Source organism: Streptococcus sp. 27098_8_134, from assembly GCF_041431675.1.
Taxonomy (GTDB): domain Bacteria; phylum Bacillota; class Bacilli; order Lactobacillales; family Streptococcaceae; genus Streptococcus; species Streptococcus sanguinis_R.
On the sequence record NZ_JAPVYD010000002.1, the window covers coordinates 467,785 to 492,533 of the forward strand.

The 24,749-nt window shown below is 44.7% G+C and carries 22 protein-coding genes; 19 read left to right on the top strand and 3 right to left on the bottom strand.

Going from position 1 to position 24,749, the window contains the following annotated elements:
- Positions 1-96: 96 nt before the first annotated feature.
- Positions 97-627, bottom strand: a complete 531-nt coding sequence (locus O3620_RS06835; protein WP_173328821.1) for a transcription repressor NadR — start codon at positions 625-627, stop codon at positions 97-99.
- Positions 628-647: 20 nt separating this feature from the next.
- The gene (locus O3620_RS06840) at positions 648-1,172 is read right to left on the bottom strand and encodes a membrane protein (protein ID WP_002912658.1); all 525 of its coding nucleotides are present in this window, start codon (positions 1,170-1,172) and stop codon (positions 648-650) included.
- A gap of 273 nt (positions 1,173-1,445) precedes the next feature.
- On the opposite strand from O3620_RS06840, the gene O3620_RS06845 reads away from it, so the two are divergent.
- The 13 genes from O3620_RS06845 to O3620_RS06905 all read left to right on the top strand — a co-directional run bounded on the left by O3620_RS06845 (position 1,446) and on the right by O3620_RS06905 (position 17,685).
- A complete protein-coding gene (locus O3620_RS06845) occupies positions 1,446-1,784 on the top strand; it encodes a zinc ribbon domain-containing protein YjdM (RefSeq protein ID WP_002897401.1) in 339 nt (112 codons plus the stop codon).
- Between the two features lie 7 nt (positions 1,785-1,791).
- Positions 1,792-2,424 (top strand): Pr6Pr family membrane protein, encoded by a 633-nt coding sequence (locus tag O3620_RS06850; RefSeq protein ID WP_002912657.1) that lies wholly within the window; start codon positions 1,792-1,794, stop codon positions 2,422-2,424.
- Between the two features lie 270 nt (positions 2,425-2,694).
- On the top strand, positions 2,695-3,213 hold the full coding sequence (pyrR, locus tag O3620_RS06855) for a bifunctional pyr operon transcriptional regulator/uracil phosphoribosyltransferase PyrR (protein ID WP_032913407.1): 519 nt from the start codon (positions 2,695-2,697) through the stop codon (positions 3,211-3,213).
- An 8-nt stretch (positions 3,214-3,221) separates the two neighbouring features.
- A complete protein-coding gene (locus tag O3620_RS06860; RefSeq protein WP_002912653.1) occupies positions 3,222-4,505 on the top strand; it encodes a uracil-xanthine permease family protein in 1,284 nt (427 codons plus the stop codon).
- Positions 4,506-4,612: 107 nt separating this feature from the next.
- The gene (locus O3620_RS06865) at positions 4,613-5,530 is read left to right on the top strand and encodes an aspartate carbamoyltransferase catalytic subunit (protein WP_002912652.1); all 918 of its coding nucleotides are present in this window, start codon (positions 4,613-4,615) and stop codon (positions 5,528-5,530) included.
- 114 nt (positions 5,531-5,644) lie between these two features.
- Positions 5,645-6,721: a carbamoyl phosphate synthase small subunit gene (locus O3620_RS06870; protein ID WP_371601566.1), complete on the top strand. Its 1,077-nt coding sequence runs from the start codon at positions 5,645-5,647 to the stop codon at positions 6,719-6,721.
- Between the two features lie 23 nt (positions 6,722-6,744).
- Positions 6,745-9,924, top strand: coding sequence for a carbamoyl-phosphate synthase large subunit (gene carB, locus O3620_RS06875; RefSeq protein WP_371601567.1), 3,180 nt, complete (start codon positions 6,745-6,747; stop codon positions 9,922-9,924).
- A 284-nt stretch (positions 9,925-10,208) separates the two neighbouring features.
- Entirely contained in the window at positions 10,209-11,138 is a 930-nt protein-coding gene (locus O3620_RS06880; protein WP_371601568.1) for a metal ABC transporter solute-binding protein, Zn/Mn family, read from the top strand.
- Between the two features lie 9 nt (positions 11,139-11,147).
- On the top strand, positions 11,148-14,696 hold the full coding sequence (locus O3620_RS06885; RefSeq protein ID WP_371601569.1) for a pneumococcal-type histidine triad protein: 3,549 nt from the start codon (positions 11,148-11,150) through the stop codon (positions 14,694-14,696).
- A gap of 155 nt (positions 14,697-14,851) precedes the next feature.
- On the top strand, positions 14,852-15,379 hold the full coding sequence (locus tag O3620_RS06890) for a hypothetical protein (RefSeq protein WP_371601570.1): 528 nt from the start codon (positions 14,852-14,854) through the stop codon (positions 15,377-15,379).
- Between the two features lie 108 nt (positions 15,380-15,487).
- Complete coding sequence (locus O3620_RS06895) at positions 15,488-16,093, top strand: hypothetical protein (RefSeq protein ID WP_371601571.1); 606 nt, start codon at positions 15,488-15,490, stop codon at positions 16,091-16,093.
- 66 nt (positions 16,094-16,159) lie between these two features.
- Positions 16,160-16,906, top strand: a complete 747-nt coding sequence (locus O3620_RS06900; RefSeq protein WP_371601572.1) for a PoNe immunity protein domain-containing protein — start codon at positions 16,160-16,162, stop codon at positions 16,904-16,906.
- Positions 16,907-17,025: 119 nt separating this feature from the next.
- Positions 17,026-17,685, top strand: a complete 660-nt coding sequence (locus tag O3620_RS06905) for a DUF6572 domain-containing protein (RefSeq protein ID WP_002912637.1) — start codon at positions 17,026-17,028, stop codon at positions 17,683-17,685.
- A 45-nt stretch (positions 17,686-17,730) separates the two neighbouring features.
- On the opposite strand, the gene pepT is transcribed toward O3620_RS06905, so the two are convergent.
- A complete protein-coding gene (gene pepT, locus O3620_RS06910) occupies positions 17,731-18,954 on the bottom strand; it encodes a peptidase T (protein ID WP_002912631.1) in 1,224 nt (407 codons plus the stop codon).
- Between the two features lie 138 nt (positions 18,955-19,092).
- Between pepT and O3620_RS06915 the strand changes: the two genes are divergently transcribed.
- From O3620_RS06915 to O3620_RS06940, 6 genes are all read left to right on the top strand, one after another.
- Positions 19,093-19,863, top strand: coding sequence for an SDR family oxidoreductase (locus tag O3620_RS06915; protein ID WP_002912630.1), 771 nt, complete (start codon positions 19,093-19,095; stop codon positions 19,861-19,863).
- 2 nt (positions 19,864-19,865) lie between these two features.
- On the top strand, positions 19,866-21,008 hold the full coding sequence (locus tag O3620_RS06920; protein WP_002918880.1) for a glycosyltransferase: 1,143 nt from the start codon (positions 19,866-19,868) through the stop codon (positions 21,006-21,008).
- Positions 21,001-21,648 carry a hypothetical protein gene (locus tag O3620_RS06925; RefSeq protein WP_032912896.1) on the top strand — a complete coding sequence of 216 codons (648 nt, stop codon included), beginning with the start codon at positions 21,001-21,003 and terminating at the stop codon, positions 21,646-21,648. The genes O3620_RS06920 and O3620_RS06925 overlap by 8 nt, the downstream gene beginning before the upstream one ends.
- Positions 21,617-22,900 (top strand): glycosyltransferase, encoded by a 1,284-nt coding sequence (locus O3620_RS06930; RefSeq protein WP_002912627.1) that lies wholly within the window; start codon positions 21,617-21,619, stop codon positions 22,898-22,900. Before O3620_RS06925 ends, O3620_RS06930 begins: the two co-directional genes overlap by 32 nt.
- Before the next feature lie 195 nt (positions 22,901-23,095).
- A complete protein-coding gene (gene hemH / locus O3620_RS06935; RefSeq protein ID WP_202617597.1) occupies positions 23,096-24,190 on the top strand; it encodes a ferrochelatase in 1,095 nt (364 codons plus the stop codon).
- 51 nt (positions 24,191-24,241) lie between these two features.
- On the top strand, positions 24,242-24,607 hold the full coding sequence (locus O3620_RS06940; protein WP_002900201.1) for a TIGR02328 family protein: 366 nt from the start codon (positions 24,242-24,244) through the stop codon (positions 24,605-24,607).
- Positions 24,608-24,749: the final 142 nt, after the last annotated feature.

Sequence of the window (24,749 nt, forward strand, 5' to 3'; positions counted from 1 at the left end):
AGCGACTATCTATCATTTGAAAGCCGGTTGGCGCAAGAGTATGTACTAAAAAGACTGATTAGGTTGGGGCCTAATCAGTCTTTTTTTTCTTGCTATTTATTCCTGTAAAAATCCTAGGTCTCTCAAGGCGGCTTCTACATAGTCCAAATCCTGCTGGGAGTCGGCTTGTACTAGGTGATAGTGGACTCCATCTGTCAGTTCAGATAAGGGGCGAAAGGCACAGGATGCGACCTGTTGGAGAAAATGTTGGACATCTCGGCGGCAGGTCAGCTTCAGGTAAGTCTGGATTTCGCCGTAAACCGGGTGCTCAATCAAAATAGTCTGTACGCGGCCGCCATTATCCACGATAGCTAGCAACTCAGCCTCCATATCCTCAGCCCCATGCTGAACCTTGAAAAGCTGATGAACAGCAGCATTTTCTTGGCGGTCTTTATAAAGATAGCCACGGTTGGTTGAGAGGATGGGTGCACCATCAGCCCTCAAGAGGGCAATATCTTGCACGATAATCTGCCTAGTCACATGGAAATGTTCAGCAAGTGACTGGCCATTGAGGGCAGCAGATGATGTTTTCAAAAGGTCTAATAGTTCTTCTCGTCTTTGCTTGGTCATAGCTTCATTGTAAACCAAAAGTCAGGAATCTTCAAGCTCTAGCGAATCTTTTTAAGCGCTTGATAGATGAACTTAGCAATGACAAAGTCGACTATGCTATGGATGACCGTACCAAGTCCAACCAAACCAAATAAGATATAGAAAGCATTAGCTGGATAGGCAGACGTTGTGTAAAAGAGGATGCAGACGACCACTTCGCCAAAGGCATGAATCAAGGCTAGCAGGAAATTAAATATCCAAGTCTTCTTCTGGCTGTCCAGTGTGTCAGGGTGCTTTTGAAGATAAAGAGCGCCTATGCTAGCGAAGAGCAAGTGGGACAGGGCTCTAAGCGTGATGATAAAAGGAAGTCCGGACATTCCAAATCCAATAGCAGAGCCAATCACGACAATCACCGTCATAAGAGGGGAGATAAACATAGCCAGAAAGATAGCGACGTGGCTGGCTAAGGTGAAGGAAGCGGGCGGAATGACAATTTTAATTGGCATAACTAGTGGGATAACAATAGCTAGTGCAGTCAAAAAAGCGGTCAGCGTCATAAACTGATTTTTAGATTTTGGTTTCATAGTGACTCCTTTTTATCTGTATATACACTAGTATAGTAAACTGTTTTTGCAGAAAGGTCAAGACCTGTAAAAATCCTGAAAGAGATTTGTCAAAATGCTTAAAATAGCTTATACTAGAATGGTGTGGAAATAGGAGAAAACTAGATTTTTAGGATTTAGTTGACCTTCACATAGCTTAGTGTTCTGCTGGACTTGAAAAATGAAGGAAGAGCTTAATCATATATAGAAGGCTGGTATGGAAATTTAGCAGCCTTGACTAGAAATGGAGAAAAAATGAACAACTTACCAAACTGCCCCAAATGTAATTCAGAGTATGTCTACGAAGATGGAACGCTCTTGGTCTGCCCAGAATGTGCCTATGAATGGAATCCAGCTGAGGTCCAAGAAGCAGAAGAAGGTCCAGTAGCGATCGATGCTAATGGCAATAAGCTGGCTGATGGCGATACAGTTACCTTGATTAAGGATCTGAAAGTCAAAGGAGCACCTAAGGATCTCAAGCAGGGAACGCGCGTGAAAAATATCCGCATCGTGGAAGGCGATCATAATATTGACTGTAAGATTGACGGCTTCGGTGCGATGAAGCTCAAGTCAGAGTTTGTTAAGAAAATTTGAGGTCTCTATGAATCGTCGTTTTATCTTAATTTATCGAATTATTCTTTTTATCCTGGCCTTTTTGGGTGTGTATCTGGAAATCACTAAGTATGGCGTGGGCATGCTCATGTACTATACGGTTTTGTCCAATCTCTTGGTCCTGCTCTTTACGGGCTATCTGGTCTATCTGATGATGAGACCTGGAGATGCTTGGAAGGCACCGAAAATCTTGAGAATCAAGGGTGGGGTGACCATGTCCATCATGATTACTTGTGTCGTTTATCACCTCTTGCTGGCCCCGATTGCGACAGATTTTTACCGTCTAGAGAATTTTCTGTGTCATTATATAGTCCCCTTGGCTTTTCTTCTGGATACAGTAATCTTTGACAAAGCGCGTCAGTACCGCTGGTTTGATCCGATTTCTTGGACAAGTGTGCCTTTGGTCTACATGGCCTTTGCCCTCTTTAATGGCTTTTTCTTGAAAATAGATATTCCAAGATCCAAGGACAATCCATTTCCCTACTTTTTCCTCAATGTCTTTAAGAAAGGTTGGCCCTATGTCATCCAGATGTGTTTGATTATCTTTGCGGCCTATCTGGTTTTTGGTTTTGTCTTTTACGGGATAAAGTCCATCTCTTTCTCAAAGAAGAAGACTTCTTAGAGATATGTGCTAGTAGATGAAAAACAGATTTCACTAACCCTTATCCAGTCAAACAGAAAAAATACAATTTTTTTCTTGAAATAGTTTTGAATTTGTGATATAGTATAAAAAATTAAATAATCCTTTAATTCTATCCAGAGAGATAGACAAGGAGCAAGTAAAAAGATGGGTGGAGTGTAAGCAAGTGCGTCTTGTTTTAGCTTGCCTGACTAGATTTTTCTGAAGTCTCCTTGTATGAGGAGACTTTTTCTGTTGTTTGAGGAGGAAAGAATGAAAACAAAAGAAGTTGTCGATGATATCACCATGAACCGCGCGATTACGCGGATTACCTATGAAATCATCGAGCGCAACAAGGACTTAAATCAAGTGGTCTTGGCTGGGATTAAGACCCGTGGGGTTCACTTGGCTCACCGGATTCAAAAGCGATTGGCTCAGTTGGAGAATATCGATATTCCGGTCGCAGAAATAGACACCAAGCCTTTCCGAGATGATATCAAGGTTGAGGAAGATACGACAGTGATTCCAGTGGATATTACCGACCGTCAAGTAATCCTGATCGACGATGTCCTCTACACAGGACGGACCATCCGAGCGGCTATTGATAATCTGGTCAGTCATGGGCGGCCTTCTCGCGTTGGTCTGGCTGTCTTGGTAGACCGTGGTCACCGCGAGCTGCCGATACGGGCAGACTATGTCGGCAAGAATATTCCGACTAGCCAAACTGAGGAGATTATTGTTGAGATGACCGAGACAGACGGTCAAGATCGAGTTTTGATTATGGGAGAGTAATAAGCTAAATGAGTCAAGATGTTAAGTATGATGTGCATGATATGCCAAAGCCAGGTTTGCTTTTAGGACTATCCTTTCAGCACTTGTTCGCCATGTTTGGGGCGACAGTCTTGGTGCCAATTCTGGTGGGAATTGACCCAGCGGTAGCTCTATTTTCAAGCGGTCTGGGAACACTGGCCCATCTGACTGTTACCAAGTATAAGATTCCGGCCTACATGGGTTCCAGCTTTGCTTATATCGCAGCCATGCAGATGCTGATGAAGACTGATGGCATCGGAGCGGTTGCACAGGGAGCCATCACCGGTGGTTTGGTTTATTTCATCGTAGCCCTGATTGTCAAGTTTGCTGGCAATGCTTGGATTGACAAGGTGCTGCCGCCAGTAGTGGTAGGACCTATCATCATGGTCATCGGTCTGAGCTTGGCTGGAACAGCTGTTAGCGATGTGATGAACAAGACTGCAGCTAATGGCGAAAAGGTGTATGATTTGACCTACTTCATTATCGGAATGGTCACTCTCTTGGCAGTTATCCTCTTTAATATCTATGGTAAGAAGATTGTGGGAATTATCCCAGTCTTGCTGGGCTTGATAGTCGGCTACATCTTTAGCTTGATTCTAGGGGCTGTGACTGGGCAGGAAATCGTTTCTTTTGCAAAGGTTGGGCAAGCTTCTTGGTTCCACCTTCCGCCCATGAGTCTGCCTTTCTTGGACTATGATGTGAAATTTTATCCTAGTGCGATTTTAACCATGGCGCCTATCGCCTTTGTAACCATGACAGAACACTTCGGGCATGTCATGGTACTGAATAGCTTGACAGGCAAGGACTTCTTCAAGGATCCAGGACTGGACAAGACCTTGACTGGAGATGGTCTGGCTCAGATTATTGCAGGGCTTTTCGGAGCACCACCAGTGACTAGCTACGGAGAGAATATCGGAGTTATGGCGCTTAATAAAATCTACAGCGTCTATGTCATTGCAGGTGCAGCAGTGCTGGCTATTGTCATGAGCTTTGTGGGCAAGGTTTCAGCCCTGCTCCAATCTATCCCGAGTCCTGTGCTGGGTGGTATTTCCATCGCCCTGTTTGGAGTAATTGCTTCGAGCGGTCTCAAGATTCTGATCGAAGCACAGACCAACTTTGACAACAAAAAGAATCTCTTGATTGCCAGTGTCATCTTGGTATCTGGTATCGGCGGTTTGACCTTGCAGCTGTCGGGTCTGCAAATCTCAGGAGTTGCCTTGTCAACTATTCTGGGAATTGTCCTCTATCTTGTCCTGCCTGAGCCCAAGGATTGAGCTAGGCGCTAAATCATTAACTTTCGTTCAAAAATAGCTTGCTCTCAGAGCGACTTTACTTGCAGCACTCTGGCAGCCCTCATTCTTTCATAAAGGAGAATTACATCATGTCATCCAATCAAATCGCTCTTAAGAATCTTGTTTCTATGGAAACTCTGTCAAATGAAGAAGTTATGGCCTTGATTAAACGTGGAATCGAATTTAAAAATGGCGCTAAAGTCCATTATGATGAGCAGCATATCGTGTCTAACCTTTTCTTTGAGTCATCTACACGGACCCACAAGGCCTTTGAAGTAGCAGAGTTGAAGTTAGGCTGCGATCTTCTGGACTTTGATGTCAAGACCAGCTCGGTCAACAAAGGAGAAACCTTGTATGACACTATCCTGACCATGTCTGCCCTTGGCGTTGATGTTTGTGTCATTCGCCACCCAGAGGTGGACTATTACAAAGAGCTAGTGGAAAGCCCAACCATTACGACTTCTATCGTAAATGGAGGAGACGGTTCTGGTCAGCATCCTAGCCAGAGCTTGCTGGATTTGATGACCATTTATCAAGAGTTTGGTCGCTTTGAAGGACTCAAGGTTGCGATTGCTGGTGACTTGGACCATTCGCGCGTGGCTAAGTCAAATATGCAAATTCTCAAGCGCTTGGGGGCAGAGCTCTACTTTGCAGGTCCGGAAGAATGGCGGAGCCAAGAGTTTGCGGACTATGGTAAGTTTGTCACCATTGATGAGGTGATTGAAGAAGTGGATGTCATGATGTTCCTGCGCGTGCAGCATGAGCGTCATGACTACGAGTCCATCTTTTCTAAAGAAAATTACCACAGACTTCATGGTCTGACTCAAGAGCGGTATGACCGCATGAAAGATACGGCGATTCTGATGCATCCGGCTCCAGTTAACCGCGATGTAGAAATTGCGGATCATCTGGTCGAAGCACCAAAATCGCGTATCGTTGAACAAATGACCAATGGCGTCTTTGTTAGAATGGCTATTATCGAAGCGGTTCTGAAAGGCCGTCAATAATCTCGGACAGTAGGCCGGGAGTGGGTGAAGCTATGTGAAGCAATCCCACTCCCTATTATTATATACCTTATGTGGATGGTCGTAGGCGGTCTGCATCTTGGACAGGAGGGAACAATGGCAAAGAGACTTTTAATATTAGAAAATGGCATGATTTTCGAAGGGGAAGCTTTTGGAGCGGATCTTTTTGTGACAGGCGAAATCGTCTTTAACACAGGCATGACTGGCTATCAGGAATCGATTACGGACCAGTCTTACAACGGCCAGATTTTAACCTTTACCTATCCCTTGGTTGGAAATTATGGTGTCAATCGGGATGACTATGAGTCCATTTTACCGACTTGTAAGGGAGTGGTGGTCTATGAGTATGCACGTCGTGCCAGCAATTGGCGCCAGCAATTGTCTTTGGATGAGTTCCTCAAAATCAAGAAGATTCCAGGCATTTCGGGAATTGATACAAGGGCGCTAACCAAGATTATCCGCCAGCATGGAACTATGCGGGCGACCATTGCCAATGCAGAGGATAGCATCGAGCATCTGCAGGACCAGCTGCAGGCGACAGTTCTGCCGACTGATAATATCAAGCAGGTTTCTACCAAGCAGGCCTATCCAGCTCCGGGAACGGGGCGCAGCGTGGTATTGGTGGACTTTGGTCTCAAGCATTCTATCCTGCGGGAGTTAGCCAAACGAAACTGCAGCGTGACAGTAGTACCTTATGATACCAACGCTGAGGAAATTCTCCAGCTCAATCCTGATGGAGTCATGCTGTCCAATGGACCGGGCAATCCGGAAGATGTGCCGGAGGCCCTGGACATGATTCGTGGTGTTCAGGGCAAGATTCCAATTTTCGGGATCTGTATGGGACATCAGCTCTTCTCCATGGCTAACGGTGCTAAGACGCATAAGATGAAGTTCGGCCACCGTGGTTTCAACCATGCGGTGCGGGAGATTGCGACATGCCAAGTTGACTTTACCAGTCAAAATCACGGCTATGCCGTCAGCCGTGAGGATTTGCCGGAATGCCTGATTGTGACTCATGAAGAAATCAATGATAAGTCTGTCGAAGGTGTGCGCCATCGGGATTATCCTGCCTTTTCTGTGCAGTTCCACCCCGATGCTGCGCCGGGACCGCATGATGCAGACTATCTCTTTGATGAGTTTATGGAAATGATGGATGCCCATCAGGCTTACTAGGAAGCAAGATTGAGAGGTGCACTATGCCAAAACGTAAAGATATTCAGAAAATTATGGTCATCGGTTCTGGTCCTATCGTTATCGGTCAGGCTGCGGAGTTTGACTATGCTGGGACTCAGGCTTGCCTGTCCTTGAAAGAAGAGGGCTACAGTGTTGTCTTGGTTAATTCTAATCCAGCGACCATCATGACGGACAAGGAAATTGCGGACCGGGTTTATATCGAGCCTATCACGCTGGAGTTTGTTGCGCGGATTTTGCGTAAGGAGCGGCCGGATGCTCTGCTGCCTACTCTGGGCGGCCAGACTGGACTCAATATGGCCATGGAATTATCAAAGTCAGGGCTTTTAGAAGAGCTGGGAGTGGAACTCTTGGGAACCAAGCTGTCGGCCATTGACCAAGCGGAAGACCGGGACCTTTTCAAGCAGCTGATGGAAGAGCTAGGCCAGCCCATCCCTGAGTCAGAAATTGTCAATACAGTTGATGAAGCACTGGAATTTGCGGCTGAGATCGGCTATCCAGTCATTGTCCGTCCGGCATTTACACTGGGAGGAACTGGCGGCGGTATCTGTAGCAATGAGGAAGAGCTGCAGGAAATCGCAGAAAACGGCCTCAAACTCTCTCCGGTTACCCAGTGTCTGATTGAGCGCTCCATAGCAGGTTTTAAGGAAATCGAATACGAAGTCATGCGGGATGGCGCAGACAATGCGCTGGTCGTATGTAATATGGAAAACTTTGACCCAGTCGGCATCCACACAGGTGACTCTATCGTTTTTGCACCTAGTCAGACCATTTCAGACTATGAATACCAGATGCTGCGGGACGCCAGTCTCAAGATTATCCGAGCGCTGAAGATTGAGGGCGGCTGTAATGTGCAGCTGGCTCTGGACCCGCATAGTTTCAAATACTATGTTATCGAGGTCAATCCACGGGTTTCCCGCTCATCAGCCCTTGCCTCTAAGGCGACCGGCTATCCGATTGCAAAGCTGGCAGCGAAAATCGCGGTCGGGCTTACATTGGATGAAATCATCAATCCAGTGACAGGCTCTACCTATGCCATGTTTGAGCCGGCTCTGGACTATGTGGTCGCTAAGATTCCACGCTTTCCATTTGATAAATTTGAGCAGGGTGAGCGCCGTCTGGGAACCCAGATGAAGGCGACAGGGGAAGTCATGGCTATCGGCCGCAATATTGAGGAGAGTCTGCTCAAGGCCTGCCGTTCTTTGGAAGTTGGTGTGAACCACAACGAGCTGCCTGCTCTCAGTCAAGTAAGCGATGATGAGCTGATGAGGAAGATTGTCAAGGCGCAAGATGACCGACTTTTCTATATCTCAGAGGCCATTCGTCGTGGTTACAGTCCGGATGAAATTGCTGAGCTGACCAAGATTGATGTCTTTTTCCTGGATAAGCTGCTCCATATTTACGAAATTGAGCAGGAGCTGGCCAGTCATATCGGAGATAGCTATGTGCTTAAGAAAGCCAAGCAAAATGGCTTTGCGGATACTAAGATTGCATCCTTGTGGGGTATGACAGCTGAGCAGGTGCGTCGCATCCGGCAGGAGCAAAAGATTGTGCCGGTTTACAAGATGGTGGATACCTGTGCTGCTGAGTTCGAGTCTGCGACACCTTATTTCTACTCCACCTATGGCTTTGAAAATGAATCTGTTAAATCCAGCAAGGAATCAGTTCTGGTGCTGGGCTCTGGTCCTATCCGAATCGGGCAGGGGGTCGAGTTTGACTATGCGACTGTTCATTCTGTAAAGGCTATTCAGGCAGCTGGCTATGAAGCGATTATCATGAATAGCAATCCAGAGACTGTATCGACTGACTTTTCTGTCTCAGATAAGCTCTACTTTGAGCCGCTGACCTTTGAAGATGTCATGAATGTCATTGAGCTGGAGCAGCCTAAAGGTGTTATCGTTCAGTTTGGCGGTCAGACAGCCATTAATCTGGCAGAGCCTCTGTCCAAGGCTGGTGTTAAGATTTTAGGTACCCAAGTGGCGGACTTGGATCGAGCTGAGGATCGGGATCTCTTTGAACAAGCTCTGAAAGAACTGCATATTCCGCAGCCGCCAGGTCAGACAGCCACTAATGAAGAGGAAGCAGTAGAGGCTGCTCGTAAGATTGGCTTCCCTGTTCTGGTGCGGCCTTCCTATGTCTTGGGTGGCCGTGCCATGGAAATTGTAGAAAACGAAGCGGATCTACGCTCTTATATGCGGACAGCGGTTAAGGCCAGTCCAGACCATCCGATTTTGGTGGATTCTTACATTCTTGGGGATGAGTGCGAAGTGGATGCTATTTCTGATGGCCGTCAGGTCTTGATTCCTGGGATTATGGAGCATATCGAGCGGGCAGGGGTTCACTCAGGGGATTCCATGGCAGCCTATCCGCCGCAAACCCTATCGCAGAAAGTTAAGGATACCATTGCAGACTATACCAAACGGTTGGCTCTGGGACTGAACTGTATCGGCATGATGAATATTCAGTTCGTCATCAAAGATGAGCAGGTCTATGTCATTGAGGTCAATCCACGGGCCAGTCGTACCGTTCCTTTCTTGTCCAAGGTGACAGATATTCCGATGGCGCAAGTGGCGACTCGTTTGATTCTTGGGGAGAGTTTGGCAGAGCTGGGCTATGAAGACGGTCTTCATCCAGAAAGTTCCATGGTTCATATCAAGGCGCCAGTCTTCTCCTTTACCAAGCTGGCGAAGGTCGACAGTCTCTTGGGACCTGAAATGAAGTCTACCGGCGAAGTCATGGGAAGTGACCGAACCCTAGAAAAAGCTCTCTACAAGGCTTTTGAGGCTTCCTATCTCCATCTGCCAAACTTTGGTAATGTTGTCTTTACTATCGCAGATGATAGCAAGGAAGAAGCCCTGCAGCTGGCTCAGCGTTTTGCCAATATTGGCTATGGTATCTGGGCAACAAAGGGAACAGCCTCTTATTTTGAAAACCACGGCCTACACGTCCGTCTGGTCGAAAAAATCGGCAGTGATGATAACAAGGACATCCCAGCCTATATCCGCAAGGGCAAGGTTCAGGCTATTATCAACACGGTCGGAACCAAGCGAACAGCAGATAAGCATGGTCAAATTATCCGTAGCTCAGCTATTGAGCATGGAGTGCCCCTCTTCACAGCCTTGGACACAGCTGATGCCATGCTGAAGGTTCTGGAAAGCCGTAGTTTCACTACAGAGGCGATATAGAGCTAGATTTTTGACTTCCAGATTGTCATTTTACCGTCTGCAAGTCGGAAAAGTAATCTCATACAGTTAAGCTTGAGAGAAGCATTTGTCCAAGCTTATTCTGTCCTTGAATAGTCATAAATAAATAACATTTCAAATATAATGAATTAAAAGCAAAGAGGAAGTGGGAAAGAATCCTACTTCCTCTTTGCTTTATTTTCTTAAAAAAACTTGACAAAGAAGTTGACAAAGTGTATTATATTAACCAGTTAATAAACCGGTTAATAATAAGTTGAGGAGAAATTGTGAAACGAGTTTTAAAATTCTTAGCCTGCCTTAGTCTGCTGGTCCTGTCCTTGTGTCTCTGGGCTTGTCAGTCTCAAAAGGAATCCAGTCCCTCGCAAGGATTGGAAATTGTAACTAGCTTTTATCCTATCTACTCCATGGTAAAGGTTATATCGGGCGATCTGAATGACGTGCGCATGATTCAGTCTAGCAGTGGCATTCATGATTTTGAGCCTTCAGCCAATGATGTGGCAGCCATCTATGATGCAGATGTCTTTGTTTATCATTCACGGACCTTGGAGTCCTGGGCTGGCGAGCTGAATCCTAGTCTCAAGAATTCCAAGGTTCAAGTCCTTGAGGCTTCCCAGGGTATGAAGCTGGATCGAGTCGCTGGTTTGGAAGATGTCCAAGCAGGAGAGGGAGTGGATGAGAAGACGCTCTATGATCCTCATACCTGGTTGGATCCTCAGAAAGCCGCAGAGGAAGCCCAGATTATCGCCGACAGGTTGTCGGAGCTGGATAGCGACCATCGGGATACTTATCAGGCCAATGCCCGAAAATTTCAAGAAGAGGCCAAAGAGCTGACAGAACGCTATCAGGATATTTTTGATAAAGTGCCCAACAAGACTTTTGTCACCCAGCATACCGCCTTTTCTTATCTAGCCAAGCGCTTCGGGCTGACCCAGTTGGGCATTGCTGGTATTTCACCAGAGCAGGAGCCTAGTCCGCGTCAGCTGACAGAGATAGAAGACTTTGTCAAGGAGCACAAGGTGAAGACCATTTTTGTGGAAAGCAATTCTTCTTCCAAAGTGGCCCAAACCCTTGTCAAGGCGACTGGTGTACAAATCAAGGAGCTGAATCCTTTGGAAGCAGACCCAGCCAACCAACTATCTTATTTAGAAAATTTAGAAAAAAATTTAGCTATTTTAGCTAAAGATTTGAAAGGATAAAAGACAACCATGAAAAAGAAATATTTCCTTGCTTCAGCTGCTGTATTAGCTCTCGGTCTCGGAACTTACGGACTTATCCAATGGCAAGTTCAGCTCCGACCTCAGACCAAAGATAACAAAGTAGCCTATATTGAGGACAAGACTTCGGGCGAAAAGACGGATAAAAATAAAAGTTTGACATCTGACCAAATCAATGATGAGGAAGGGATTGAAGCAGAGCAGATTGTCGTGAAAATCACAGATCAAGGCTATGTCACTTCTCATGGAGACCATTATCATTACTTTGACGGGAAGGTGCCTTTTGATGCCATTATTAGCGAAGAGCTGATTATCCGAGATCCTAACTACACGCTGCAGGAAGCAGATATTGTCAATGAGGTCAAAGATGGTTATATCATCAAGGTGGAGGGGAAGTATTATCTCTACCTCAAGGATGCCAAGCATACCAGTAATGTCCGCTCGGTGGATGAGATTGCTCGGCAGAAGAAGCTACATAAGACCAAGGAAGAAGGCGATAGTGGCAAATCTTCCACTACAAAATCAAGCAAGACCCGCGATTTCAGCCAGCCTAGCAAGTCCTTAGCTGCGGGAAAGACAGCCGCAGATCTTGCAGGAGTTTCTTATCAAGGCCAAGGGGGATATAGGACGGATGATGGTTATACGTTCAGTCCCTCTGACGTCATCGAGGATACTGGCGATGCTTTTATCGTGCCGCATGGCGGGCATTTTCACTACATTCCCAAGAGCGACCTGTCGCCGGCAGAATTGGCTGCGGCTCAGAGCTACTGGAATAGCAGGCGGGCTGGCGGAAGGGTGAATCCGCCTAACTACAGTAGGACGATTGCTTCTTCCAATACTTGGAACCAGAATAGTGCTATCAATCAGGGTGGACCAGTCTCAAATCCGACTCCACAGCTGTCAAATCATTCAAAGATTGAGCAACCAAGCCCTGGCTTAGCGGTTACTCAGCCGAGTCCGTCCAATCCGCTCCAGCCGTTTCAACCGTCTCAACCATCCTTGCCAAGTCTGCTGCAGCAACTCTATGCCCTGCCTCAGTCTCAGCGCTATCATGAAGGGGACGGTGTGGTGTTTGATCCGCTGAAAATCAGCCGTCGGACAGAAAATGGAGTCGTTATTCCCCACGGAAATCACCATCATTTCATTCCTTATGACAAGCTGTCAGACTTGGAAGCTAAGATTGCCCGCTTGATTCCTATTGGTTATACTTACCAGCCGCTAGGAGATCCTCTCCAAGCTTTGAAGCCTCAGCTACCGTCACAGACTGATCACGATCATGGTTTCCATGCGGAGGCTGTCATTGGCAAGGACGACCAAGGCTACATGGTATCGCATGGAGATCATGCTCATTACTTTTACAAGAAAGACTTGACTGCTGAACAGATTCAAGCAGCGGAGCAAGTCTTGGCCAAGCAGCCAGCAAAACCTTCAGCAGTAGTCAATGACGCTGAACGTTATTCACGCGATGCCAGTGATGAGGAAAAGATTGCTTATATCTCCCAAACCTATGGCGTTCCCAAGGAGGCGGTTCGCATCTCAAATGGTTTCTTTGTCTTTAATAACCCAGACCAGGCCTATGATCCGACTCATATCCACCCCTATGCTGTCCGCAAGGAGCATGTTCGCATTCCTCTGGTAACAGGCAATGCAGAGCTGGACTTCATGAATGAGCTCTACACGACAGCCCTGCGTTCAGGTCTGTCGCCTTACAGTCTGCAAGTGGAAGATGGTCAGTTTGTCATTCCTCATGGCGACCATAATCACTATATCAAGATCCAGTCCAAGGGCGCAGCAGAAGCCTTGAAAAATCGTCTGCCTCAGATTCAATCTAAGTATGAGCAAGGCGATTATGATGAGGCTGCTATTTTGCGGAAAGTAGAAAGTCTGAAAGCAGATAGTCAGCGTCTTTATGCCGATGATCCTCTTATGCAGCGGCGGATTGAGCTAGCTTTGGGGCAGTTTGTGGAAACTATGAAAAAGCTGCCTAGCAACTCAACTGCTGGCTACCTGAGCAGTCTGGATAACTTTGATAAGCAGTTTATCCATGTGGATCAGACGGTCAAGCCAATCCAAGAGACCGAGCTAGACAAGACCTATCAAGGGCTTTTGGAGAGAATGAACCTCCTTGACACGGATAGCTATGGGCTGAAGAAAGCTGACTTGCTGCAGCGTCTGCAAAATGCTTATGCTGGCCAGAATCAAGCTGAAATGGCAGAGCTAGGACAAGTATTATCTGCTTTAGAAGATTATCATGATCGGACAGGCGTCACAGCGGTTGATTATATTCGTTATTTCTACCAAGCTTTAGAGGATGGGCGTTTGAGCCCTGAGCTGCGCAGAAAAGCAGCCGAGCTGACCTTGACTCTCTATAAGTCTCAAGCCTTTATAGAAGCAACCAATCTCCAACAGCTTTTCCCTGCCCTCTATCAGACTAAGAAAGAAATTGCAGCAGCCCTTGCTAGCGGTCAGCCTTCTCCGTCCTCTGAAAAGACAGAACTAGATCAGGGCGAGCCCGATCAGCCAACCTACAAAGCCATGATTTATGACTTTTTGAAGGGTATTTATGATGATTTTGGCACCTCGGATGATAGCGAGAAGAGTGCTCAAGCCCTTGTCTTCCTTGGAAAAGCGCAGGAACTGCTTGGAGAAATAAAGGACCAAAACAGCCGAGCAGACTATGCAGCTAGAATCTTAGAACTAGGTAAGGAATTAAAGAGCAGCAGCTCAGATAAGCAAGCTCTGCTGGCAGCAAGTCAGAAGCTTTTGGATCAGATGAGCCGAACAATTGCTGGACAAAAGGAAGAGCCAGCTAATACGGAAAATCAGGAAGTTTATCAGCAGCTTTATAATCTACTCATGTCTATCCATCAGTATTTGGAAAAGAATCAAGGAAGTGAGCAGCAATACCAGCAGCTGGACCAGCTTTTTGATAAGCTTGGACAGAGAGCTACAGATAAGAAAGAGCTGCTTAAGGAAATCCTGGCCTTCCAGCAGTCACTCGTCCATCCTGAGGGAACAAACGAGTCCGATTCTCAGCATAGGGACGCTGATGGCTATCACTTTAATCTGCAGGATATGGTCGGAGCGGACGAGCAAGGCTATCGGGTAGCTCATTTGGACCACGAGCACTATATTTACAAGAAGGACTTGTCAGAAGCTGAGCGTCAAGCTGCAGATGCCTATGCGGTGCAAAAAGGTTTCTTGAAAGCACCGGCTGAACAACCTGCTTCTGGTCAGCTAGCAAGTAGCAGTGCTCCAGAAACTGCGCAAACTGGCAATCTACCTTCTGAATCTGCCACTGCAGAAACAGCTCAAAACCAATCTGATAAGCCAGCAGAAGCTTCGACAACTGCAAATCCAGCTGGTCAATCAAGCTTAGCAGCGAGTTTTGGCATGACAGAGGAAGCATTCAATCAGAAATTGCAGGAACTTTCTCAGCTCTATGGAATCAGCCCAGAGACTTTCAGCTACAATCCAGCAACCAGAAGCATCAGCTTTACAGGAGCTGACGGCCAGCTAAAAAATGTTCAGATTAGCTAAGCTTACATTTTGGTGTAAAACAATAATAAAACGAATGATGAAGACCAAGCCGAGTCTAAGACCATCATTCGTTTTTGATTTTCGGACTTCTTATATTTATTTGATTGATATTGTGTTAAAATAGTCAGAGACTGATAGATGAAAGGATTGTCATCATGACAGACAAAGACTTACTCATCAAAGAATATCCTAGAGTAAAAAAAGAAGCTATTTATAGCCGCCTTATATTCTTGCTAACGGCCGTTACAGGAGCTATTCTATCCTTTATTTTGGTCTATTCAAAATCTAGGAATCTAATCTTTGAAAATGTTTCAATTGGTTTAGTTGTGTTTGCAGGTATTGTTATATCAAGGCCGTATTGGACAAAAAAGAAACAATACGAGAATCAGTATCCAGAATTGAAAGGAATGTCTACAAGAGGTACTGAAGCTTCTGGGAATTTTTGGGGAAAACATCTGATTGTATATCCAGCCATTCTTGTTTATATGGTTTGGGTCTTTTTCGCTTATTATCATCCTGTTCAAAATCAGGAGATAGTAGATATTGAACTTCCAGCGATTAGTACAGAAACTGAGTATAGTTTAGATTTTCCAAAATCGGATAGTTCAGCCAGCACCGGCGACAGTCAGGGGGATAATCAATCAGATGCTTCGTCGGTCGGACAAGACGAAAGTGGGGAGTAGACATAGATAAACTTATAATTTGAAAGTTGGATTAAGGTATTGATTTCTAAAAAAATTAAGAATATTTAAGTAGTGAAATTTGAAGCATAAAAAAGAAACGAGAGAAAAATGACCAAAGAAGAATATTTAATTTTAAAGAAAGAAGCGAATCTTCGCTTGCTCTTCATCATATTGCTTGTGATTTTAGGAGCTGTTTTATCACTTGTTATGATTGCAAATCATTCTCCATATCATAGTTTTATGTCTATTTTTACAATTACGATGTTTGGACTTAATTTTGGGTTTTTGTTTCCTTGTTGGCAACGCAAAAAAGCAATCGAAGCTGAGCATCCTGATTGGAAGAAAATTAAGGGAAAAGACATAAAGATTTTAAGCGAAAATCTTTTAAAATCTGTTTCGATATTTCTTGGCGTTGGGCTTGTACTCATTGTTTCTTTCTTCTCGCTTTATAGGCCAGTTGTGACAAAGCCATTTATTATCATTGATCCTAAAGTATATGAAAGCATTGAGAATCAGGAGCCAGCCCAATCATCATCAGAGATATTAGAAGAATCGTCTGAACAGCAAAATAGAGAAGATACATCTTCCTCGAAAGCAGACAGCTTTACTAATAGTAAAATTCCGAACAGTAGTATGCTAAAGCAAGTTCAGAAGGAATTTCTCGAGGATTTACATAAACAACGTGAGGAAGAAAATCAGAATAATAATCAATAAGGCTGTGAATAAGTGAAAATTCATTAACCTAAAAGAAGGCGCTTTATGGCCGTAGGAGGATAATAAATGACTTTTAGAGATACATTGACTACAAAAGATAGAATACTAAAGTTAATTGATTTTGAAAAAAGAATAATAAATGAAAAGCAAAAAGAAATTAATGGTTTAATTAAGGATACGGAGGAAGGAGTTCAAAGATACAAGCTAACAAATGACGAAGTTATTGCAAATATCAAGGGGACGATTAATGTATTAACCGAAGAAATACTAGTTGCCACCTATACAGCTGGTTATCCTCTTGAAGATTTTAAGGAGGAATATATTAACTTTGTCAACAGTCTGCTTCCAGTTTGGCAGAGCAATTCTGGCTATCTTCAAATGGTTTGGGTCCTTTCTATTGGGATTCTTTTGGAGATTAATGATGAGATTTTTGATCAGCTAGTTGATTTGGTCAAAAAGGATGATCCAGAGGATTATTTGATTGATTACTTGATTCAGTCTCGTCATCCAGATTGGAAGATTCGGATAAACTATAATTTTCCAAGACCTTATGGCTTTACTCGGAAAATTATTGAAGAAGAGAATGCTGAACAGGCACTCAAACTGCTCAAAGAATATGTAACTAAGAAATGGTATCCAGGACATAGGGATACAGGTTGGTATGATCTGCATAAAGAGAATATTGATAATTATTATGGTTACTGGTCCTTTGAATCTGGCGCTCTCTGCAAACTCAAGGGCTTGGATTACAAGGAATTGGAAGGTGTCCCGTATTTCCCTTATGATTTGGTTGCTGAGGGTGCAGAAGTCTAAAGTATACTAAGAGATAATTAAGTGATAGCATTAGTGGCTTAAAGAAGTAATAGCTGTACCCTTTATAAAAACGAACAAACAAAATTAAAAACAACAGAAGAACGAGAAAGGTAATAAAAATGAAAACGATTTATTTAAGTCAAAAAGACATGTTGGAAATCTGTCAAGATGGTGATAAGTATTTCTTGCGTTACCCAACTTTTAATATTACTTATCCAGAAGTGATTAGAGAAATCCCCAAAGAAGTTGCAGATAGTTACATGTCGGGAGAACATACTGGCAAAGAGTTGATGAATTATGCAGATTATGGTTTTTGGAAATCTAAAAAACAGTATACACGAGAAGAATCTGGTAAGCTCTTCATCGAAAATCATCCTTCCTTTATTTTGAAAAACCCTAAAAATAGCCGTCCTCTTTTTACAGCAGAAGAATTTAGACAAATCGCCACTCAAGCCATTTCTTCAGAACTAAAGCCGACTGAACTTGACGCTATTGGTACAGTTGATAATCATTTGGAACTTCTCCTAGTGGATCCAGTTGATTGGCAAGAGGAGATAGAAGCAGTCCATCTGGAAATTCTGCAGGAAAAAATTAACAACTATATCTACTTCCTCGAAAGCAAACAGTATGTGACACGATACGGCGATAACTTTGAAAAAAAAGTCATTCATATTACTTTCCAATATTCTCCATCTGATAATGGATTGGCCTTTCTCGCAGCTGTTCAGAAAGTGTTACAACCAACAGATATGAGCTTGAAGGTAGAATTGCTGGAGTGAGAAGAAACCACAGAAATTCCTCTTGAACTTCTGTGGTTTATTTTTTTACTCTTGATAGGAAACAATACCGATGATGGTATCGACAGCGCGTTCCATGGTTTCTAGGCTGACATATTCGAAGCGGCCGTGCATGTTTTCGCCGCCGGCAAAGAGGTTAGGTGTCGGAATGCCCATAAAGGAAATTTTAGAGCCATCAGTTCCGCCACGGATAGGCTCGATGACAGGCTGGATGTCCAGACTTTCCATGACTGCTTTGGCGATATGGATAGGTGTCATGTCTTTTTCTATGACCTGCTTCATGTTGTAATACTGGTCTTTAAGGGTCAAAATAACACGCTCGCTGCCTAGCTCTTGGTTCATCTTATCAGCGATAGCCTGCATAGCAGCTTTGCGATTTTCAAAAGCCTCTGTCTCAAAGTCACGAACAATGTAGCTGGCTTGAGCTTCTTCGACAGTACCGGTCAAGTTCATCAGGTGGTAGAAGCCTTGGTAGCCCTCGGTCTTCTCTGGTCGGTCTGCTTCTGGAAGCTGGTTGTGGAAGTCAATAGCCAGCTGGAGAGCATTGACCATCTGGTCTTTAGCAGTTCCTGGGTGGACATTGCGGCCTTGGAAGGTCAGCTCTGCTCCAGCAGCGCTAAAGGTTTCGTACTGGAGCTCACCTAGAGGTCCGCCATCTACTGTGTAGGCAAAGTCCACATCGAAGTTTTCAGCGTCAAACTTATCAGCGCCGATACCGATTTCTTCATCTGGTCCAAAGCCAACTCGGATTTCTCCGTGCTTGATTTCTGGATGGGCAGACAGATATTCGATAGCAGTCATGATTTCAGCAATACCTGACTTGTCGTCTGCTCCCAAAAGGGTTGTGCCGTCAGTTGTAATTAAGGTTTGGCCCTTGTATTTATGGAGACTGGCGAAGTCCTTAGGATCTAGGTTAAAGCCAGATTGCCCCAGCGGAATCACACCACCATCATAATTCTCAATGACCTGCGGCTGGATGTTCTCTGCGTTGAAGTCTGCTGTATCCATGTGGGAAATAAAGCCAATCTTGCGGGTAAAGCTAGGGTCGTTGGCTGGTAGAGTCCCAATTGCAAATCCGTTGGGCAGGTAGTAGACATTTTCCAAGCCGACCCGCTTCATTTCAGGGATGAGAATATTTTTGGCAAAGTCCACCTGACTCTGGGTGCTGGGTGTAGTAGTAGATGTCTCGTCTGAGCGCGTGTTGACCTTGACATAGGTCAGGAAACGATCTAAAAGATTAGGATATTTCATGAGTGCTCCTTTTTCATTTCATTTAAGTCTATTTTAGCATATTCAGGAGAGAGTGAGAAATGTTTTTCGTTTCTTGAGGGCAAAGGCAAAATCTAGCAATTAGTTTTATATCTTGTCAAAATCTGGTAAACTATATCTATGCAAATGGAAAAAACAATCAGCAAAGCTGTGATTTTGGGGGCTTCGGGAGGTATAGGTCGTCAGTTGACTAGGGAACTGGCTACAAGGACAGACCAGCTGGTCTTGGTTGGCAGAGATAAAGCAAAGCTCACTCAACTGCAAGAGGACTTGTCTGGAGTCAAGGCCAAGCTTTCCTACAGAGTATTGGATTTGCTGGATACGGCTGCGGTAGACGATTTTGCTCAGCAGCTAGAGGCAGATTTACTGATTAATTGCTGCGGTCTGGCGAATTTTGGTCCAGCGCTATCTCTTTCAGAAGCTGCTGAAAATGCCCTCTGGCAGGTCAATTACCAAGCACCGATTCGGTTGATCAAGCAAGTTGCGGAGCGTAATTGCAAGATAAGACTTGTCCAGCTTTCATCACTAGCGGCACTTTGTCCCCATCCTTATCTGGCGGCTTACAGCGCTAGTAAGGCCGCTTTGCAGACTTACTGTCTAGCCTTGCAAGAAGAGCTGAGCCTCAAAGGCTCTGAAATGAGAGTTTGTCTTTATATACTGGGACCGGTTCGGACTGCCATCTTTCCTCCAGAGCTGCAGGATGCTTTGGGTGGTGCTAAATTACAGATGGGCCCAGAGATATCGGCACGACGCATCATCGGACTGCTCCAGCAAGGTCGTTCTTATGCGATAGTGGGCAAGAGATATCGGCTACTGGCTTGGCTCATGAAGCTACTTCCGCAAAGATGGATTATCCGTTGGATTGGCGCTTATCTACGAAAGGGGCTTTGATCATGAAACTTATTTTTTTCTTGCTGGCTGCTGCTTACCTGCTTCTCTTTATCTTGCGTTGGCTTTTGTCTTTGACTTATTTGAAAAAAGGGCAGAGCTCTTCATCGGACTTTCAAGAGGAGCTTTATACGGTGGTTCAGCCCATCCTATCTGGTGACCCTCGTTTGGAAAATGATTTATTGGCCAATCTCCAACAGACAGAAGCGGTTGAGTTTTACTGGCTGATTGATCAATCTGACCCTGAGGCTCAGCGAGTAGCTGACAAGATTTGTCAAAATCCTTCTTATGCCCAGCGTATTCGCGTTTTTCTCATGGAGGATGTCCCTCAAGGGATTAATCCTAAGAGCTATAAGATTGAGCAGATTATAGATGAGCTGACCCGGCCATATCTGATTGTTCTCGATGACGACAGTGTTATTGATTTTTCAAAAATGGGGGAGTTGACAGATTATCTGGGTGAGAATGTTATTCTGACCGGCATTCCCTATAATCAAGAGCGAAGTAATTTCTGGTCCAAGCTAGTGGCAGCTTTTGTCAATGGCAATTCTTTCATTACCTACTTTACCATGGCAGAGGTCAAAGCCAATCACTCGATTAATGGAATGTTCTACATCCTGCCACTTGAACTGGCTAGAGAGCAGAAGCTTTTCAGTGCTATTAAAGACTATCTATGTGATGATTTGGCTGTAGCAGATTTTCTGCGCAGCAAGGGAGTGGAGATTATCCAGACACGGGTGACCTGTAATGTGCGGACTACCATCAAGGATGCCAAGCAATATTTGCTGCAAATGAAGCGTTGGCTGCTTTTTAGCTCTATCTATCTGAAAGAGCACTTGGACTGGAAGGTTATTATTTTAATTGTTCTTCCTAGTTTTCTGTCCTTTCCTGCCTTGCTCATTAGTTTCTTTTTTGGCTGGCCTTTTGTGCTGCTGGCTTTGCTTTTGCTCTTGGTCAAGGCGGTTTGGATGCTGGCTTATCGTCGTTACATTCTATCCGGTCGGCCACATCCTGATGAGGTGTTTTACGAAGTGCTGAATGACCTAGTCTTGCCTTGGCTTTTCCTCTATGTCTTGCTTAGTCAGCCCTTGATTAACTGGCGGGGAAGGAAGATTCGAGTGACGGATGGGAAAATTCGCTATGAGTAAGATGAAGCAGTACTTGGATAAGATGAATACTCTGTCGCTAGAACAAACCATGTTGAAATCTAGCAAGGTCTTGCTTTTTCTCAGTGGCAGCAGTCATTTGGAGAGTGCTAGTCTGACTGCAGGACAGCTTGAGTTTCTTGACCAGATTTGTCCATCGGATTTCTCAGTGGTGCCCAGTAATTTTCCATTTAATCAGGGATTTGAGCATGGGAGACAAACCCAAGTTTCCTTGTTAACAGCTTCCATTTCCAATATCCGTTACTATTGGCATACTCTCTACAATTCTCGCTTTAAGGAGGCTTTGCAGCGTCACTTGTCTCCTTTACTGGATGCTGAGGAGGCTGTCATTATCTGCAAGAGCTCGGGGCTCAATATGCTGACCCAGTGGCTGGAGGATTTGGGTGAGGAAAATCTGCCCTTCAGACTGAGAGTGATTGCGCTAGGGCCTGTTTCACGGAGACTCCTAAATCGCAATGATATTGACTTGCTGGTCATCAAGGGCAGGAAGGATATTTACAGCAGATTTTTAGATGGCCATCCAGCCGATGTGATGGTGGATAGCAACCATTTTGATTATGAATATAGGGAAGATGTGAAAGGATTAGTTTATGAATGGATTAGAAAAAGTGATAAAGATTGATGTGATTAGTGTGCCATTTAGTGGCCACCTGCTGCCTACTTTGACCTTAGTCAAGCCTCTGCTAGCGGATCCACGTTTTCGCATTCGGGTCATCACTGGCTGCCAAAAGAAAGAGCTAGTAGAGGAAATTGGTTTTGACTGTCTAGCCCTCTTTCCAGAAAGGCCGACAGTGATGGAAGACATCGCCAATACTCCGCAGCAAAGCAATCTTCTGATTGCCTATCAGCAGTTTCGGGCCAATTCCAGACTAATTCCAGAAGTTATAGACGAATTAAATCGAATTTGGCAAGAGGATGGTAAACCGGATTTGGTCATAGCGGATTTTGTTGCTTCGCCAGCAGGCCTGATTTCTGATCGCTTTGGTATTCCATGGATAACCACGATTCCGAGTCCGGTTGCGATTGAGTGCCGGACGACAACTCCGACCTATTTAGGGGGCTGGAAACCTCATCAGGGTGCCCTGTACCAATTCAGAGATGCCTTAGGCAGGCAAGCTATTCGCTGTGGAAAGAAAATGGCCTTTGCTTTGGTCCAGAAGAGTTTGGGAGACTATCAAGATTTTAAACTCTATCGGGAAGATGGTACAGAAGCCATTTATTCGCCGTACTCTATCTTGGCTTTGGGCATGAAAGAGCTGGAGTTTCGAGATGATTTTCCTAAGCACCTTCACTGGGTTGGCTACAAATGCCTGTCCTTTGATCGCCTGCCTACAGATCATGAGTCTTATTTTGAGACTGATAAGAAGCGGGTTTTAGTGACTTGCGGAACGCATTTAAAATGGGAGAAGGAGCGCATGGTGGAGCGGGCGAAAAAGCTAAGCAAACTCTACCCAGACTATCTTTTTTACGTCACCTTGGGAGAAGCTAGTGGCTTGGAGAATCCTCCGCACAGACTGGCGGAAAACCTGCTGCTCTTTGACTATCTGCCCTATACAGATATTCTGGATAAGATAGATTTTGCAATTCACCATGCAGGGACAGGTATCATGATGGCCTGTATTGAGCATGAGATTCCAAGTCTCATTTTGCCGCAGGATTATGACCAGTTTGACAATGCCGTTCGTGCTGAGCTAGCTCAAGTAGGGCTGGTTTCTCGCAGAAAAACTGATACTGAAGTGCTGCGACTTTTTAAGGAATTGACGAATCGCACGAACTGGTCTCAGTTGAAAACTCTTGCCCAGCAAAGCAAAGAATATCAGCCTACAGAGATTCTCTATCAAGAGCTGGCGCGGCTGCTTAAGGTTGATTTATAACTGGAAAACTCAACAAACCATTAAAGCATATCTCTAATATTAAAATATCTGAATTATTAAATTTCCCTATTCTTTTCAAGGAATAGGTTTTTTGGTCTATTCAAGTCTTTTTTAAGATGTTAAAATGAAAGTGATTACAAACAAGTCATTGGAAAGCCAGCTTGGCTTTCTCGGAGTGACTGAAGAGGAAAGATGATGAAGAAAGCAATTCTAATGATGACTTTTGGCTCGCCAGAGGAGATTAGCTTTGAGGGAGTGGCTGAATTTTTTACCAATATTCGCCGCGGTGTCAGGCCGCAAGACCATGAAATTCAGACCCTCTATGATAACTATGTCCTCATTGGCGGAACGCCTCTGCAGCGTATCAGTCTAGAAGAGGTGGAAAAGGTCCGTCAGCGTTTGTCTGGTGAGTATGCGGTTTATTTTGCCAATAAATTCTCACGTCCTTTTATCTCAGATGTGATTGAGCAGATGGAAGAGGATGGTATTGAGGAATGTATCTGTTTGATTCTAGAGCCGCATTTTTCTTACTATTCTGTCATGGGCTATGAGAAGTTTATTCAGAGTGATTCCATCCGCTTTAATATCATTAAGGAATGGTATCAGGAAGAAGCTATTCTTGATTATTGGGCAGAGGAGCTGAGAAAGATTCTTGCAGAAGAGGTTAGAGAAGAGACCTTCAAGATTTTCTTCTCAGCCCACAGTGTGCCTATTCTGGCCTTGGATTTCGGAGATCCTTACATTGATCAGATTTATGACAATGCCCGCTTGATTGCTGAAAGATTAGGTCTGACAGAAGAGGATTATCTCAATGTTTGGCAAAGTGAGAGTGACATCGGACTCCCTTGGATCAAGCCTGATGTGCTGGACTACATGCGCCAGCAAGAAACGCATCCGCAGCATTATATTTTTGTGCCGATTAGCTTTATCAGTGAGCATATAGAGGTCCTTTTTGACAATGACGTGGAGTGCAAGGAACTTTGCGAAGATCTGGGAGTTGCCTATCATAGACCGCCTATGCCCAATGCAGATGACCGTCTAATTGATGCCCTGATTCAAAGTATCCGCCGCCATGAGCATGACCCCTTCAAAGAATGTTTTCCAGAAGAAGAAACCTTCGATGAATTACAGCCGTCGGAGGAGAGCAGCCAGATTCTTGCAGAGGATGAAGAGCTGAAAATACCAGATTTCGTCAAGAAACTGATTGAGAAAAAAGGGCGTGAGAATGTTAAGATGCCATATTTTGTCAAGAAAATGCTGGAGAAAGCTGGAAAACTGCCCAAGAGCTGATTGTTCATATTCATTGATGATTTTATAAGATTATTCTAGAAGGAGAAAACCGTGAGACTTTGGCACCAAGATTTAATTGAAAAACTTCCGCGCCAGCAGCTTTTAGGCCAGCACCGAGAGTGTGCAGCCTTACGTGGACGAGGTTGGGGCAAGCCGCATGCGACGGTCAACTATGTTTTTGAGCACAGCCCTTATTGCCTGTATGCTTATCATCTCTTGATTATGGAGGAGATGCAACGACGGGGCTATCAGCCGGATAGCCTTTGGCTGGATAAGGACTACCGTGGCAAGACCTGCCCGCCTTACCAGAAGTTGCCGGCTGAGGAGCTCGAACATCCCATTTATCCGGAGCATGACACAACCTATCTGCAAGAATGCTTGGAAAATCTGAAAGAGAAAGGAATAGAAATTTTCTGATTTCCAAGTACCAAGACCATAGCACAAAAAAGGAAGATACAGCACTCTTCCTTTTTTGTTTCAAGTCCATGTTTTCAAAACTGCCGAATGTCTTGGTAAGTGACTGTTTCATTCTCGAAAAATGGGAAGCAATTCAAGGGCT